This is a genomic window from Dolichospermum flos-aquae CCAP 1403/13F, from assembly GCF_012516395.1.
Classification (GTDB): domain Bacteria; phylum Cyanobacteriota; class Cyanobacteriia; order Cyanobacteriales; family Nostocaceae; genus Dolichospermum; species Dolichospermum lemmermannii.
The window spans coordinates 1,203,954-1,219,660 of the sequence record NZ_CP051206.1; the positions used below are offsets into that span (position 1 = coordinate 1,203,954).

Consider the following 15,707-nt stretch of genomic DNA (forward strand, 5'->3'; position numbering starts at 1 on the left):
AAGCGGGGGCGAAGCGGGGCGAAGTCTGGCTAATTCATACTCATTCGGTAGAGCCAATATGGAAGTTATTAACCGTATTCTGCGGGTGATTCGCGCTAATTTCAATAGTTTAGTCAGCAATGCAGAAGATCCAGAAAAAATTCTGGAAAAAGCTTTCATGGAAATGCAGGAGAATTTGGTACAATTGCGTCAAGGGGTAGCTCAAGCGATCGCCACCCAAAAGCGCACAGAACGCCAAGCAGCCGCAGGAGAATCCCAATCTGAGGAATGGTATCGTCGCGCCCAATTAGCCCTCCAGCAAGGCAATGAGTCTCTCGCACGGGAAGCCCTCAGCAAACGCAAATTTTACCAAGAAACCGCTACAACCTTAACCAGTCAAATTCAACATCAAAAAGATGTAGTCGCCAAATTAAAGCAAGATATGCGGACTCTAGAGTTAAAACTGGCTGAAGTGAAAACCAAAAAAGATATGTATATCGCTCGCGCACGTTCGGCCGAAGCTTCTTATCGGCTTCAGGAAATGCTAACTGGTGCTTCTGCCACATCTAGTTTAGGTGCATTAGAACGAATGGAAGAAAAAGTTTTACAGATAGAAGCACAATCAGAAGTTGCTAGTACACTGGGTGGTGATGATCTAGAAAAAAGATTTGCATCCTTAGATTCTGATCATGATATTGATACAGAACTGGCAGCAATGAAAACTTATATGCTAAATCAAGGAGAAAATCCTCAGCCAGATCATAATTTACCCAAAACACCCGAATAATAAGTTTGCTTGGTTAATATAGCTAATTGATAGGTTCATGATTCAGAATAGAAAAAAAGATAGTAATTCAGACTGGAAAGACTACATTGGCATGGGTAGCTATTAATATAGTAGAAAAGCTAACTATCTAACCAAGAGCGTAAACCTCTAAAGGAAAAATAAATTTATGGGATTATTTGATCGCCTTAAACGAGTAGTTGGTGCTAACCTCAACGATTTAGTCAGTAAAGCCGAAGATCCAGAAAAAATGCTGGAACAAGCCCTCTTGGAAATGCAAGAGGACATGGTGAAGTTGCGTCAAGGGGTAGCGCAAGCGATCGCTGCCCAAAAACGTACAGAGAAGCAGTATAATGAGGGACAAAATGAAATTAATAAGTGGCAACGCAACGCCCAACTTGCCCTCCAAAAAGGTGATGAAAACCTAGCACGTCAAGCATTAGAGCGGAAGAAAACTTACACTGATACTGCTACGGCTTTAAAAACTAGTCTAGATCAGCAAACTGTTCAAGTTGAAGGTCTCAAAAAGAATTTAATCCAGTTAGAGAGCAAAATTTCTGAAGCCAAAACCAAGAAAGAAATGCTCAAAGCCAGGATTACTGCGGCCAAAGCCCAAGAACAATTGGGAAATATGGTGAGTGGGATGAGTACCAGCAGTGCCATGTCCGCTTTTGAGCGCATGGAAGAAAAAGTGTTGCTTCAAGAATCTCGCGCTCAGTCTACCGCAGAATTAGTAGGTTCAGATTTAGAAAACCAATTTGCACGTTTGGAATCTGGTAGTGATGTTGATGATGAATTAGCTGCAATGAAAGCATCGCTCGCACCTGCACCCGAACCAAAACTACTCACCCCAGAACAACCCAGCACCGCAACTCCAGCACAACCAACCAGTACAACTAAACCTGCTCAACCAGTTGATGCTGAATTAGAGGCTCTACGCAAACAATTGGATAATCTGTAGTTTTTACAGATAATTTAATCCAGTTAATCCCACACATCTGATTTGTGTGGGATTTTTCATATATATGAAAACTGCTGTCAAAAGGATAATTGTAAATATCTGAAAAAGGCTTAATTTCAATATCTATAATCTATGCGATCGCCAAATTTTCACGGTAACATCTAAGCTACCACAGTTAATGATAAGGTAATTGCTAAATTATTGATAAATTAGGGAACAGTTTTTCCTATTTACTGTTCCCATCGGGAGTCAGACCCCTTTTAATTCTGGTGACTTCCTAAATACTACTAAGCAACATTCAGCACGTAGGATCGAGTCCCTGTTTTGGTGGTTGGAGTTGCAGTTGAGTTATCCACGTAAGTATAGGTTCCAGTCGCCACGATTTGTCCGAAGTTGTTAACGCTAGTGGCACTTGTCAAAGTTACAGTCGCACCGTTATAGGTAAGCGGTGTGGTCAGCAAGTTGTTCAAGTCAGACAGCACACCGCCGCTCCAAACATAGGCATGATTTGTAGCTGCGGCGATTTGAGAAGCCCCTACGACTTGACCAAATTCATTGATTCCGTTAACAGAACCAGTGTTACCGCCTAAGCTACCGATCGCAGTGAATGTACCATCTGCTTGGAGCAAGAATGGCGTACTAGTCGCGGTGCTGCCACTACCACTAGTTGAAGAACCAATAATCTGACCCGCGTTGTTGATATCTCGCAAGGTAGCTTGGTCTCCACCAAAAGTGCCTAAATCAGTGAGTTGATATACACCGTTGGCATCTTTATTCCACACAATGGCGGTGTTCTTGGCAGATCCATCCAAAACTCGGTCGCTGTCCACATATCCGACGATTTGACCATTACCGTTGACTCCACGGGCTGTGCCGCCGTCGCCGCTCACGGACAGATCTGTCAAGGCAGTTACCACGCCATTTTCCCAGTAAAGCGGGTTGTCGTAACCTGATGCTTCAATATTACGACCAGAGATGAGGTTCCTGTTGTTGATGTCCAAGAAGTAGCTCTCCACGCCCCCAAAGTCGTTGATTGTCAGGTTGTAGCTACTGCCGTTCTTTTCCCAAACTAGGGCGCGGTCCGTGGCTAGAGGATTCGGTTGTCGCACTTCATCAGCCGTTCCCAGGATTACACCGCGATCGCTAATGGTGTTAACATTGGGGGTGAGCAGGGTGACTGTTTCGCCATTTGCTGCACCGAAATCAGACTGACCATTTTTCAATCCAGTGCTGGTTATGGCAGTTTGCACGCCATTTTCCCAGATGAAGCCTTGACGCACGAGGTTGTTAGTATTTACTACACCCGTGGTGGCGTTTGTATTGGTGAAAGTTGCGCCTGTGTCAAAGCGTCCGGCGATTTGTCCTAAGTCGTTAATCGAAGCTACGTTAACTGAACCATTAGGGTTGGTACTGAGAGAACCCAAATCAGTTGCTGCGTAACGGTAGAGTGGTCCGTTGTCCACCAAAGCCTGAGATCCAGATGCCACTCCTTTGAGCGTTGCGAGAAGATCATTACCCGCATACACCAAGGTGTCGCCATTGCTGCTGGTAAAGCTGAGGGATTTACCCAGTAAGCTTTCCCCCAACCGCACTTTGTCGGACGTGGTATTGAACCCCCACACAGCGACGGAACCTGTGCCGCCTTCCAGGATTAGCTTGTCTTTGCCGGTGCTGCCGAGGTACACCGAGTCATTCCCAGTACCTGCGTTGATCACATTGTTGCCTGCCCCGGCATAAATTGTGTCGTTGCCTTTACCAGAGTAGATCGTGTCGTTCCCTGCCCCGGCATAAATTGTGTCGTTGCCTTTACCCGTCAGGATGCGGTTGTTGCCTTCCCCTGCAAAGATGACATTATTCCCAGCACCCCCATCAATAAAATCACTACTCGCACCGGAGTAGATGACATCATTACCCAACCCAGTGGTGATCAGGTTTACTCCTTCTCCCGCAGAAATGAAGTTGTTGCCTTTGCCTGCATCAATAATGTCCCGACCAGAGCCAGCATAAATCACATCACTGTAGTTGCCCGTGAGAACGACGTTGTTGCCATCACCAGCGTAGACGACAACTTTGCTTACGGCATTGATCACATCATCCGCCCCTGTGCCATAGATAGGGGCAGCAGAGCCGAGGGGTGGGGGATTTAGGGGTAATAATGGGTCGGATAAATTACCTATTGGAAAGGCGGTGCTGCCTGGAAGCAGAGAAGATGTGTCATTTGCGTTGAATATCATTGAGAAAATTTCCTAAAAATTGGTATGGTAAATGCCCATGAAAATATTACCCAGTCCACAAGCAATCAGCGAAGTGATATCGCCCTTAGCCAGCACGAAGTGCCATCGCTCAACTGAAGCAAAATTCTGGGGTCAAAATATGAATGCAAATATGTTCCAGATATTTGACAATATTTAACGGATTATAAACCAACAACAAAATCTTGTGGTTACCAAATCAAGAGTTTAAACCGCTTGGTGGGTCTCTTGATTTTTGTAGTTTTTTCATTTTTTAATGCTTCTGTGGCTGAGTCTCTTGTGATGGACTAGAGGGTTCAACTAATTTACCTTCCAAAGTTAAAGACTTTAAATGGAAGTTGTAGTTAATAAGTCTTTTATCTTGCTTTACTCTTAAACAAGCAATCGGTAAGGTAATTGCAAACAAAAGAAACACTCCTACTAAACCAAAAACATACTTGTGCATTCTTTTTTCAAGAACGTCTCTTGGCGTTTGTAGCATTTTTAAATTCCTCAATCTTTAATGCAAAGGTAAATATGGAAACAGGGGATGCCAACTCATAGCTGTAGCCGCAACAAATAGGAAAAATATCCAGAAAAAGATGGTTTTAGATTTAATTTGTTTGTCTTTCCACAAAAAGTAAAGAATCACCCAACTGACCAGCCAACCAATCAGCAACATAGTTTCTTTGCCGGCATAGCTGCCAATGTTTCCCCAAAGTTTACTAGGATTATGGCTTCCGGGTATCCAACCACCAAGGTCTTTAAGTATTTTTTCTCGCTGTTTAGATGTGTCTGATAAATGATGTGCCACCATCATCGTAAAACATCCTATTCCTCCACTAATTAATGCTGCGGCGGCAGGACCAGAAGTTGCAGGCGGCTTGTTTGCTCCTTTAGCTAAAACACCAGGAAATCTTTTCAATGAACTCCAAATTTTGCCATAGATAGGCTCTGTTTTAAATTCAGATGCCCGTGATAGATCTTTAGTCATTTTCTGATTTTTATTGGTTAATAGTTAACATTGAAAAACTTACAAAGTATGAAGTTTTGCAATACTAAGTCCGGTGACTAGTCCACCCATTGCAAAAAACATCATTCCCATTAAAGCCACACAAGTTGCTGTTAAAACTGGGCGATTTTCTTTTTCTAAAATTGAGTCGCCATATTGCCACAAAATCAACGTACAAGCTACACCTATTGGCAATGTAAATAACACGGTAAATTCGTGATATTCCATTAATATGTATTGTCCTAATGGTGTATTTTCTATTAACCACGCACGAGCGCCACCAAATTCTATATTAGCTCGGTAGCGCATATATGCTAAGTTGCCTGTGGCAATACCTAAAAATGCGATCGCTGTTGACCAAAATGTCAAAGTCCGCATCTGCGGTAAAATTTTACTCCCTCCCCGCAGCAAGGGAAAGGCTAAATGTCCTGTATACACTGCAACTACTGTGGATAGTAAAGAACCGAAGCCATGTACTGTACCTATCCATCTTTGCCACGGACTAGGATTGAAGATGTTAAAAAAAGGCAGAGAAAGAAACAATGCTGCTGAAAGAATACTTAAGCCATAAACGCTGATTTTGGCGATATCTAGCTGTCTAGGAAACTCTGTGTTGACTAAGTCGGTATATTCTTCTTTCATCATTTAAGTAATCCTCCTCTCGGATAAATTAAAGTAATCGCATTTAGTTGCCAAAAATTGTGAATAAGCTTGTAGTTTAGCTATTAGTAAATTTTCTCCAAGGCTTATTTTGACACTATTTAGCATTAACAAAATAATTTTTCCAAATGCTTATTGGTTCTTTTGTCACGACAATACTCACTTATCCTCAATAAAAAGCTTACTAGTCAAGAGTTTTCACGACTAGTGATTTTGATTAAGGTATTAAATTGGCGTAGTTAATGACAAAAATAGCATAAATCTTTATCGCTGTTTTTGTCAACTATTTGCAATAAGCATTGAAAATATTTTTATAAATACTGACATTACAGCATGACTCAACCTCTACAGCCACATAGCTTTATCACTAAATTTTGTCTTTTATTAACCTGCAATATGCTGTAATAATATTTGCCTGATAAAATAACAGAATTTTTTAAGTATTATCTAGTTGACAATTATAAGCAAGTAGGCATAGGTGAGAAATCCTCTGTTGTCTCACAATCATTTTTCAAATCTATATAGTTTGTACTTTCTGATTTTTGAGTAAAACGAAATAAACATTTCCCTCTGCCTGCTATAAATAGTGAAGTGGGAACAGATTGGGATAAAGTATTCTCTATTCTGTGTGTCAACTTTGATCAATACCGCCTAATGGAGATTATAATGAACAAGTGTATAATCACTATCACTGATGCTGAGTTTGAAACAGAAGTATTAAAAGCCGAGCAGCCTGTATTGGTCTATTTTTGGGCTTCCTGGTGTGGTCCTTGTCAATTGATGTCACCACTGATTAACTTGGCTGCAACAACTTATGGCGATCGCCTAAAAATTGTTAAAATAGAAGCCGACCCTAATCCACTCACCGTCAAGGAATATCGGGTAGAAGGTCTTCCCGCTCTTAGGTTACTAAGAGGAGAAACAGTATTAGAATCTACTGAAGGAGTAATTAGTAAAAATAAATTACTCAGTTTTTTAGATCAGCATTTAAATAATAATTAGTTACCCGTCAGTGATCAAAACTCCATAGTTTCTGATCACTCACTCATGACTAATGACCAATGACTAATAATTAAAATGCAATTTGCCACCCGGTTACAACCTTTAAAATCTAATGTATTTGCGGATATGGACACAGCCAAGACCATTGCTTTGGCTGCTGGAAGAGAATTAATTGATTTGTCCTTGGGTTCTTCAGATTTACCAGCCGAGAATCACGTCATAGAAGCGATCGCCCAATCTCTCTATGATCCTAGCACTCATGGCTACTTATTATTTCGTGGTACTCAAAATTTCCGTCAAGCCGCAGCCCAGTGGTACGAGCAAAAATTCGGTATCCCAGTTGACCCAGAAACAGAAGTTTTACCCCTGATTGGTTCTCAAGAAGGGACAGCCCATTTGCCTTTAGCCGTGCTTAATCCCGGCGATTTTGCTTTATTATTAGATCCTGGTTATCCTTCCCATGCCGGGGGAGTATACTTGGCTAGTGGTCAAATTTACACCATGCCAATAAAACCAGAAAATAATTTTTTACCAGTTTTTAGTGATATTCCCGCCAACATTTTAGCCCAGTCGCGGTTAATGGTATTAAGCTATCCCCATAATCCTACCAGTGCGATCGCCCCGTTATCCTTCTTTCAAGAAGCCGTAGCCTTTTGTCAACAACATAATATAGTTCTTGTTCACGATTTCCCCTACGTAGACTTAGTTTTCGCAGCAGAAACCCAAACTTCAAAATCTCTTGTTCCCTCAATTTTGCAAGCTGACACCGAAAAAAGCGTCTCTATTGAATTCTTTACCCTGTCTAAGTCTTATAATATGGGTGGCTTCCGCATTGGTTATGCAATTGGGAATCCGCAATTAATTCAAGCCTTAAAGCAAATCAAAGCCACCGTTGATTTTAACCAATATTTGGGAATTTTGAACGGAGCGATCGCTGCCCTCACCGGACCCCAAGATGGTGTAAAATCTGCCGTTGATACTTTTCGTCAACGCCGCGACACCTTCATCAAAGCCTTACACCGTATTGGTTGGAACGTTCCCACCCCCCAAGCCACAATGTACATTTGGGCAAAACTACCCCCACAATGGAGTCATAATTCTATAGAATTCTGCACCGAATTAGTTAAACAAACAGGTGTAGCAGCTTCCCCAGGAGTCGGCTTCGGTCAATTCGGTGAAGGATACGTTCGCTTTGCATTAGTACAAAAACCAGAAATCTTAGAAACTGCTGTAGAGAGAATTTCCCAGTTCCTCTATTAACTCAAGTTGCTAGTCATCTAATTGAGCCTGGTAATTGGTAATTGGTAAATTTCTCATCCTGTTAATCCTTTAATCGGTGGATATCCTGATATGGCTTGCGCCACGCTACGCTATCAGACAGTTTACCATTCTCATACTCAAATCCAACCATTTAGACTGAGTAATAGGCGCACTAGTAGAAATATAATCAACACCAGTTTCCGCCACAGCGCGAACAGTCTCCAAAGTTACATTTCCCGAAGCCTCAATCTTCACCCGACTATCTTCTTCACGAATCAATAATACAGCTTCACTCATCATAGACAAAGACATATTATCCAACATAATAATATCAACTTTGTGCCGTAACGCTTCCCGCACCTGAGCTAAATTTTCCGTTTCCACCTCAATTGTCAGAGGATAAGGAACGTGAGAACGAATGCGGGTAATAGCTTCCCCAATTCCCCCAGCCGCAACAATATGATTATCCTTAATCATCACCGCATCATCCAAACCCATGCGGTGATTCATCGCCCCACCCAAAGCAGTAGCGTACTTTTCCAAAATTCTCAACCCTGGAGTAGTTTTGCGCGTATCCACCAACTGAGCAGGTAAATCAGCTATTTTTTCTACATATATATTAGTCAAACTGGCAATTCCACTTAATCGCATCACCAAATTCAACGCCACCCGTTCCCCCATCAACAGCGTATCCAGAGAACCATTGATTTCTGCTATCACCTGTCCCGGTTCAAATGGTGTACCCTCATCAGTCAAACTGATAAAATCAACCTCATTATTTAAAAGCTTAAACACCCTAGCCGCAACTGGTAAACCCGCAATTATCCCAGGTGCTTTAGCTATCCACTTAGCTTGTCCTCTCGCGGAATTTGGGGATAATAAAGATTGAGTAGTGCGATCTCCTCTACCAATATCTTCCAACAACCAACTTTGCAACAATTGATCCAGCACCAAAAACGGTGGTAGTACAGCCACTGAACTCTTCATATTATCTTCTAATATCTATATCCACTCAACACTATCAATAATTGTCTTCCGTTCTATAAAACTTACCCAAAATTACCAAAGTCTAGACACATCTGGACAGCGATAACCTTAGTGTTTACTTCCTGCTTCATCACGGTCTTAGAATGGCTTCTAAGAGGTTTTTCCGCTCTACAGGCAATCTCGGTAGAACTTACCGTTTCTGACCGTAGTTCCTAAAAGGAACCGCTACGCTACAGGGATAAAAATATCCACAAACCATCGGTCAATATTACGCGCTGCATTTAAGTCCCTGTCAGCTTTATAGCCACAATCAGGACAAATATAAACGCGGTTTTTTAATGGCATTTTATGACGATGATTACCGCAGTTAGAGCATATTTGGGAACTAGGAAAGAACCTATCCACAAGGATTAGTTCACTCCCGAATTTCTCAGTTTTGTACTCTAATTGCCTTTTAAATTCATACATCCCACAATCTGCAATTGCACCTGCTAATTTGTGGTCCTTCAAAAATGCCTTAACGTGCAAATCTTCTATCTTAATTATGCTGTGGTTTTTAGCTAGATAGTAGGTTAATTTGTGAATAGAATCCTTGCGAATATTAGAAACTTTGGCGTGTAATTTAGCCAATTTTCTCACAGCTTTTTTACGGTTATTAGAGCCTTTAATTTTCCTGCTCACACTACGCTGTAAACGTTTCATGCGTTTACTCTTATGGCGGTAGGCTTTAGGATTCTCGAATACTTCACCATTACTGCAAACTGCTAATTCTTTGATACCAATGTCAACACCAATGGTCGGTCTGTCTGCAAGTATAGCAGGTTTTTCAACTTCGTATTTAACAGAAATAAACCATTTATCAGCCTGTCTAGAAATCACGCAATTATGAGTTGCTGTAATCGGTAAAGGTTCTGCTAAACGTACCCAGCCAATTGACGGTAATTTAATTCTTTTACCATCATTTTTAATTGCTGGTTTCGCCTTAGTTCCTGACTCCAAATAGAAAGAATCACGTTGACCTTTCTTTTTGAATCGTGGTTGTTTTGATGTTTTTTACAAAACACCTATCCCAAGCCTGGCGTAAATCAGCTAACGCCTTCTGAGGGATATTTTTATTAACTTCGTAATACCAAATATGCTCAGATTTTACCTCAGCAACTAACTTTTTATGCAAGTCAATAGCTGATGGTAATTTAAGTTTTTCGCCTTCTTTTTGAGCAGCTAAAATATCCTTGATTTGAGCATTTGCCCAGTTGTAAGCGTGTCTAGCGACTCCAGAAGCTTTGCGAAAAGCTGTAATCTGTCGGTTATTTGGAATTAGTGCAGTTTTGAATGATAAAAGCATTGACTCGACCTTCAATGTTGTGCTATGATATCTAGTATATCAGACATATTAGGATTTGGCAATGCCTCGGATTAAATTTAAACCACAAAATCAGGTAGCGTACGATAAATCACCTTTGCAGTTTAAGGTGTTGAGAAAAAATTAAAACCGTCCCTAACACAGCAGCAACGGTTAAGGGAATTTGTTGATCAACTTATTGAAGACTTGGACAAACAGTAATATATGGATAGTTATGGGTAGAAATTATCAAGCTGTTTCTACCCCTTCTCTAATGAATCAAAAAACCCCAGACGTGGAACTCCACCAACTCAGCCCAATCAAAAACACCACTAACAGGGCAGAAAATTCAGGATTTTAACACTCACAACCCTTGCCTCACAAGGATTTCAGGCAGAACGAAAAAACAAATTCCAAAATAGTTTGAAAAAGTAGTTGACAAACCAAAGCAGGTTCGATATATTAAATAAGTGCCTGAAGCGAAGCGAGAAAAACGCCACGCCAAAGTCGCACCGAACCTTGAAAATATTATAGTTTGAAAGCCAGAATACAACAAGTACCCTGCGTCAGAAAAAGAAAATAACCTGACCGTGGTTGTAAAAACGGTTGAAAGAGCTGATAACAGACGAACCAAAATGGAGAGTTTGATCCTGGCTCAGGATGAACGCTGGCGGTATGCTTAACACATGCAAGTCGAACGGTCTCTTCGGAGATAGTGGCGGACGGGTGAGTAACGCGTAAGAATCTACCTTCAGGTCGAGGACAACCACTGGAAACGGTGGCTAATACTGGATGTGCCGAGAGGTAAAAGGCTTGCTGCCTGAAGAGGAGCTTGCGTCTGATTAGCTAGTTGGTGGGGTAAAGGCTCACCAAGGCGACGATCAGTAGCTGGTCTGAGAGGATGATCAGCCACACTGGGACTGAGACACGGCCCAGACTCCTACGGGAGGCAGCAGTGGGGAATTTTCCGCAATGGGCGAAAGCCTGACGGAGCAATACCGCGTGAGGGAGGAAGGCTCTTGGGTTGTAAACCTCTTTTCTCAGGGAAGAAAAAAATGACGGTACCTGAGGAATAAGCATCGGCTAACTCCGTGCCAGCAGCCGCGGTAATACGGAGGATGCAAGCGTTATCCGGAATGATTGGGCGTAAAGGGTCCGCAGGTGGCATTGTATGTCTGCTGTTAAAGAGTCTGGCTCAACCAGATCAAAGCAGTGGAAACTACAAAGCTAGAGTATGGTCGGGGCAGAGGGAATTCCTGGTGTAGCGGTGAAATGCGTAGATATCAGGAAGAACACCGGTGGCGAAGGCGCTCTGCTAGGCCAAAACTGACACTGAGGGACGAAAGCTAGGGGAGCGAATGGGATTAGATACCCCAGTAGTCCTAGCCGTAAACGATGGATACTAGGTGTAGCTCGTATCGACCCGAGCTGTACCGTAGCTAACGCGTTAAGTATCCCGCCTGGGGAGTACGCAGGCAACTGTGAAACTCAAAGGAATTGACGGGGGCCCGCACAAGCGGTGGAGTATGTGGTTTAATTCGATGCAACGCGAAGAACCTTACCAAGACTTGACATGTCACGAATTCCGTTGAAAGATGGAAGTGCCTTAGGGAGCGTGAACACAGGTGGTGCATGGCTGTCGTCAGCTCGTGTCGTGAGATGTTGGGTTAAGTCCCGCAACGAGCGCAACCCTCGTTTTTAGTTGCCAGCATTAAGTTGGGCACTCTAGAGAGACTGCCGGTGACAAACCGGAGGAAGGTGGGGATGACGTCAAGTCAGCATGCCCCTTACGTCTTGGGCTACACACGTACTACAATGCTCCGGACAAAGGGCAGCTACACAGCGATGTGATGCGAATCTCATAAACCGGAGCTCAGTTCAGATCGAAGGCTGCAACTCGCCTTCGTGAAGGAGGAATCGCTAGTAATTGCAGGTCAGCATACTGCAGTGAATTCGTTCCCGGGCCTTGTACACACCGCCCGTCACACCATGGAAGTTGGTCACGCCCGAAGTCGTTACCCCAACCTTTTGGAGGGGGATGCCTAAGGTAGGACTGATGACTGGGGTGAAGTCGTAACAAGGTAGCCGTACCGGAAGGTGTGGCTGGATCACCTCCTTTTAGGGAGACCTAATCCATTTAGAACTTGAAAGCAATGAAAATTGCTAATAGAGCCTAAATTGGTCTAACCTAGGTCGGTCGCAGACTTGAAGTAAAGCTTTCAAACTATGGTTTGGTTCGATAAGGGCTATTAGCTCAGGTGGTTAGAGCGCACCCCTGATAAGGGTGAGGTCCCTGGTTCGAGTCCAGGATGGCCCACCTGAAGGAAGTCAAAAATCAAAAGTCAAAAGTCAAAATTAAATATTTTTGAAGCATGACTAGAAATTTTGAGTTCTTTTTGGGGGTTTAGCTCAGTTGGTAGAGCGCCTGCTTTGCAAGCAGGATGTCAGCGGTTCGAGTCCGCTAACCTCCACATTTGGAAAAAGAACAGCAACTGAAACTATTGATAATAGTTTTTGACTGCTGGGTTAAATTCCAGCCAGAACCTTGAAAACTGCATAAGAGAAAGAGAATTAGCAGCGCAGACGTGAAACATGAGAATGTTTCATCAAAGCAGACAAAAAGAAATGTGGTCAAGTTAATAAGGGCTAATGGTGGATACCTAGGCACACAGAGGCGAAGAAGGACGTGGTTACCGACGAAATGTTCCGGGGAGTTGGAAGCAAACTATGAGCCGGAAATATCCGAATGGGGCAACCCTATGTACTACCTGTTGAATATATAGACAGGAAAGAGCCAACCCAGCGAACTGAAACATCTTAGTAGCTGGAGGAAGAGAAATCAAACTAGAGATTCCCTAAGTAGTGGTGAGCGAAAGGGGAAGAGCCTAAACCAAGGGATTTATCCTTTGGGGTCGTGGGACAGCGATATCGAATCTAGAGACTAGACGAAACAGCTAAATACTGTACCAGAGGGGGTGAAAGTCCCGTAGTTGAAAGTCAAAGGATAGTAGCTGAATCCCGAGTAGCATGGAGCACGAGGAATTCCATGTGAATCAGCGAGGACCACCTCGTAAGGCTAAATACTACTGTGTAACCGATAGTGAACAAGTACCGCGAGGGAAAGGTGAAAAGAACCCCGGAAGGGGAGTGAAATAGAACATGAAACCATAAGCTTACAAGCAGTGGGAGTCCGATTTAACGGATGACCGCGTGCCTGTTGAAGAATGAGCCGGCGACTTATAGGCACTGGTAGGTTAAAGCGAGAATGCTGGAGCCAAAGGGAAACCGAGTCTGAAGAGGGCGTGATATCAGTGTTTATAGACCCGAACCCTGGTGATCTAACCATGTCCAGGATGAAGCTTGGGTAACACCAAGTGGAGGTCCGAACCGACCGATGTTGAAAAATCGGCGGATGAGGTGTGGTTAGGGGTGAAATACCAATCGAACCAGGAGCTAGCTGGTTCTCCCCGAAATGTGTTGAGGCGCAGCGGTTGTGATTAAATCTGGGGGGTAAAGCACTGTTTCGGTGCGGGCTGGGAGACCGGTACCAAATCGAGACAAACTCAGAATACCCAGAGAACACACAGCCAGTGAGACAGTGGGGGATAAGCTTCATTGTCAAGAGGGAAACAGCCCAGACCACCAGCTAAGGTCCCCAAATCATCACTAAGTGATAAAGGAGGTGAGATTGCCTAGACAACTAGGAGGTTTGCCTAGAAGCAGCCACCCTTGAAAGAGTGCGTAATAGCTCACTAGTCAAGCGATCTTGCGCCGAAAATGAACGGGGCTAAGTGATGTACCGAAGCTGTGGGATTACTAATCATAATCGGTAGGGGAGCGTTCCGTCGTAGGTAGAAGCAGTAGCGGCGAGCAGCTGTGGACGAAACGGAAGTGAGAATGTCGGCTTGAGTAGCGCAAATGTATGTGAGAATCATACACCCCGAAACCCTAAGGGTTCCAGAGCCAGGTTCGTCCACTCTGGGTTAGTCGGGACCTAAGGCGAGGCCGAACGGCGTAGTCGATGGACAAAGTGTCAATAGTCACTTACTGTTCTATGGGAGCATAGTTAGGGACGCATGAGAGATAGCCATACCCTGATTGGTTTGGGAGGAGTTTACGAACTCCGCGTGGTGAAGGATAGTGCCAAGAAAAGCTAGTTATGTGATGAAGATAGAACACCCGTACCCGAAACCGACACAGGTAGGGAGGTTGAGAATACCAAGGGGCGCGAGATAACTCTCTCTAAGGAACTCGGCAAAATGGCCCCGTAACTTCGGAAGAAGGGGTGCCCACCTAAGCAGTGGGTCGCAGTGAAGAGATCCAAGCGACTGTTTACCAAAAACACAGGTCTCCGCCAACTCGAAAGAGGACGTATGGGGGCTGACGCCTGCCCAGTGCCGGAAGGTTAAGGAAGCTGGTCAGCGAAAGTGAAGCTGGCGACCGAAGCCCCGGTGAACGGCGGCCGTAACTATAACGGTCCTAAGGTAGCGAAATTCCTTGTCGGGTAAGTTCCGACCCGCACGAAAGGCGTAACGATTTGGATGGTGTCTCAGAGAGAGACTCGGCGAAATAGGAATGTCTGTGAAGATACGGACTGCCTGCACCTGGACAGAAAGACCCTATGAAGCTTTACTGTAGCCTGGAATTGTGTTCGGGCTTCGCTTGCGCAGGATAGGTGGGAAGCGGTGAGTTATTCCTTTTGGGGAATAAGGAGCTAACGGTGAGATACCACTCTGGCGAAGCTAGAATTCTAACCCATCTCCGTCAGCCGGAGAGGGAACAGTTTCAGGTGGGCAGTTTGACTGGGGCGGTCGCCTCCTAAAAGGTAACGGAGGCGCGCAAAGGTTCCCTCAGCACGCTTGGAAACCGTGCGAAGAGTGTAAAGGCAGAAGGGAGCTTGACTGCAAGACCGACAAGTCGAGCAGGTACGAAAGTAGGCCTTAGTGATCCGACGGCGCAGAGTGGAATGGCCGTCGCTCAACGGATAAAAGTTACTCTAGGGATAACAGGCTGATCTCCCCCAAGAGTCCACATCGACGGGGAGGTTTGGCACCTCGATGTCGGCTCATCGCAACCTGGGGCGGAAGTACGTCCCAAGGGTTGGGCTGTTCGCCCATTAAAGCGGTACGTGAGCTGGGTTCAGAACGTCGTGAGACAGTTCGGTCCATATCCGGTGCAGGCGCAAGAGTATTGAGAGGAGTCCTCCTTAGTACGAGAGGACCGGGAGGAACGCACCGCTGGTGTACCAGTTATTGTACCAACAGTAAACGCTGGGTAGCCAAGTGCGGAGAGGATAACCGCTGAAAGCATCTAAGTGGGAAGCCCACCTCAAGATGAGTACTCTCACTACGATAAGTAGGTAAGGTCACGGGCAGAACACCCGTTAATAGGCTCTAAGTGGAAGTACAGTAATGTATGAAGCTGAGGGGTACTAATAGACCGAGGGCTTGACCTCTATTCAATTTGTTATTGTGATTTCTCTTTCTCGA

The 15,707-nt window shown here is 44.2% G+C and carries 11 protein-coding genes, 2 tRNA genes and 2 rRNA genes; 8 read left to right on the top strand and 7 right to left on the bottom strand.

Features of this window, described 5'->3' with window-relative positions; all coding sequences use genetic code 11:
- Nucleotides 1-58: 58 nt before the first annotated feature.
- Entirely contained in the window at nucleotides 59-766 is a 708-nt protein-coding gene (locus tag HGD76_RS06035; RefSeq protein ID WP_015081577.1) for a PspA/IM30 family protein, read from the top strand.
- Nucleotides 767-932: 166 nt separating this feature from the next.
- Complete coding sequence (locus HGD76_RS06040) at nucleotides 933-1,724, top strand: PspA/IM30 family protein (RefSeq protein ID WP_015081576.1); 792 nt, start codon at nucleotides 933-935, stop codon at nucleotides 1,722-1,724.
- Between the two features lie 287 nt (nucleotides 1,725-2,011).
- Here the strand turns inward: HGD76_RS06040 and HGD76_RS06045 are convergent, their stop codons facing one another.
- The 4 genes from HGD76_RS06045 to HGD76_RS06060 all read right to left on the bottom strand — a co-directional run bounded on the left by HGD76_RS06045 (nucleotide 2,012) and on the right by HGD76_RS06060 (nucleotide 5,612).
- Complete coding sequence (locus HGD76_RS06045; protein ID WP_015081575.1) at nucleotides 2,012-3,958, bottom strand: serralysin-like metalloprotease; 1,947 nt, start codon at nucleotides 3,956-3,958, stop codon at nucleotides 2,012-2,014.
- 271 nt (nucleotides 3,959-4,229) lie between these two features.
- Entirely contained in the window at nucleotides 4,230-4,457 is a 228-nt protein-coding gene (locus HGD76_RS06050) for a hypothetical protein (protein WP_015081574.1), read from the bottom strand.
- A gap of 18 nt (nucleotides 4,458-4,475) precedes the next feature.
- A complete protein-coding gene (locus tag HGD76_RS06055; RefSeq protein WP_015081573.1) occupies nucleotides 4,476-4,949 on the bottom strand; it encodes a hypothetical protein in 474 nt (157 codons plus the stop codon).
- A 39-nt stretch (nucleotides 4,950-4,988) separates the two neighbouring features.
- Nucleotides 4,989-5,612: a hypothetical protein gene (locus HGD76_RS06060; protein WP_015081572.1), complete on the bottom strand. Its 624-nt coding sequence runs from the start codon at nucleotides 5,610-5,612 to the stop codon at nucleotides 4,989-4,991.
- A 681-nt stretch (nucleotides 5,613-6,293) separates the two neighbouring features.
- Between HGD76_RS06060 and HGD76_RS06065 the strand changes: the two genes are divergently transcribed.
- Together HGD76_RS06065 and HGD76_RS06070 are read left to right on the top strand one after the other, a co-directional pair.
- On the top strand, nucleotides 6,294-6,629 hold the full coding sequence (locus HGD76_RS06065; RefSeq protein WP_168695255.1) for a thioredoxin family protein: 336 nt from the start codon (nucleotides 6,294-6,296) through the stop codon (nucleotides 6,627-6,629).
- Nucleotides 6,630-6,704: 75 nt separating this feature from the next.
- Nucleotides 6,705-7,889 carry an LL-diaminopimelate aminotransferase gene (locus HGD76_RS06070; RefSeq protein WP_168695256.1) on the top strand — a complete coding sequence of 395 codons (1,185 nt, stop codon included), beginning with the start codon at nucleotides 6,705-6,707 and terminating at the stop codon, nucleotides 7,887-7,889.
- A gap of 105 nt (nucleotides 7,890-7,994) precedes the next feature.
- Here the strand turns inward: HGD76_RS06070 and nadC are convergent, their stop codons facing one another.
- The 3 genes from nadC to HGD76_RS25175 form a co-directional block, all read right to left on the bottom strand.
- A complete protein-coding gene (gene nadC, locus HGD76_RS06075) occupies nucleotides 7,995-8,876 on the bottom strand; it encodes a carboxylating nicotinate-nucleotide diphosphorylase (RefSeq protein WP_168695257.1) in 882 nt (293 codons plus the stop codon).
- A 225-nt stretch (nucleotides 8,877-9,101) separates the two neighbouring features.
- Nucleotides 9,102-9,875: an RNA-guided endonuclease InsQ/TnpB family protein gene (locus HGD76_RS06080; protein ID WP_233467069.1), complete on the bottom strand. Its 774-nt coding sequence runs from the start codon at nucleotides 9,873-9,875 to the stop codon at nucleotides 9,102-9,104.
- 10 nt (nucleotides 9,876-9,885) lie between these two features.
- Nucleotides 9,886-10,221, bottom strand: coding sequence for a helix-turn-helix domain-containing protein (locus tag HGD76_RS25175; RefSeq protein ID WP_233467071.1), 336 nt, complete (start codon nucleotides 10,219-10,221; stop codon nucleotides 9,886-9,888).
- Nucleotides 10,222-10,850: 629 nt separating this feature from the next.
- Between HGD76_RS25175 and HGD76_RS06085 the strand changes: the two genes are divergently transcribed.
- The 4 genes from HGD76_RS06085 (at nucleotide 10,851) to HGD76_RS06100 (ending at nucleotide 15,673) form a co-directional block, all read left to right on the top strand.
- Nucleotides 10,851-12,337 (top strand): 16S ribosomal RNA (locus tag HGD76_RS06085).
- A 124-nt stretch (nucleotides 12,338-12,461) separates the two neighbouring features.
- A tRNA-Ile gene (locus HGD76_RS06090) sits at nucleotides 12,462-12,535 on the top strand.
- Nucleotides 12,536-12,616: 81 nt separating this feature from the next.
- Nucleotides 12,617-12,689, top strand: a tRNA-Ala gene (locus tag HGD76_RS06095).
- 158 nt (nucleotides 12,690-12,847) lie between these two features.
- A 23S ribosomal RNA gene (locus HGD76_RS06100) occupies nucleotides 12,848-15,673 on the top strand.
- Together the 16S and 23S rRNA genes with 2 tRNA genes alongside form the textbook arrangement of a ribosomal RNA operon.
- Nucleotides 15,674-15,707: the final 34 nt, after the last annotated feature.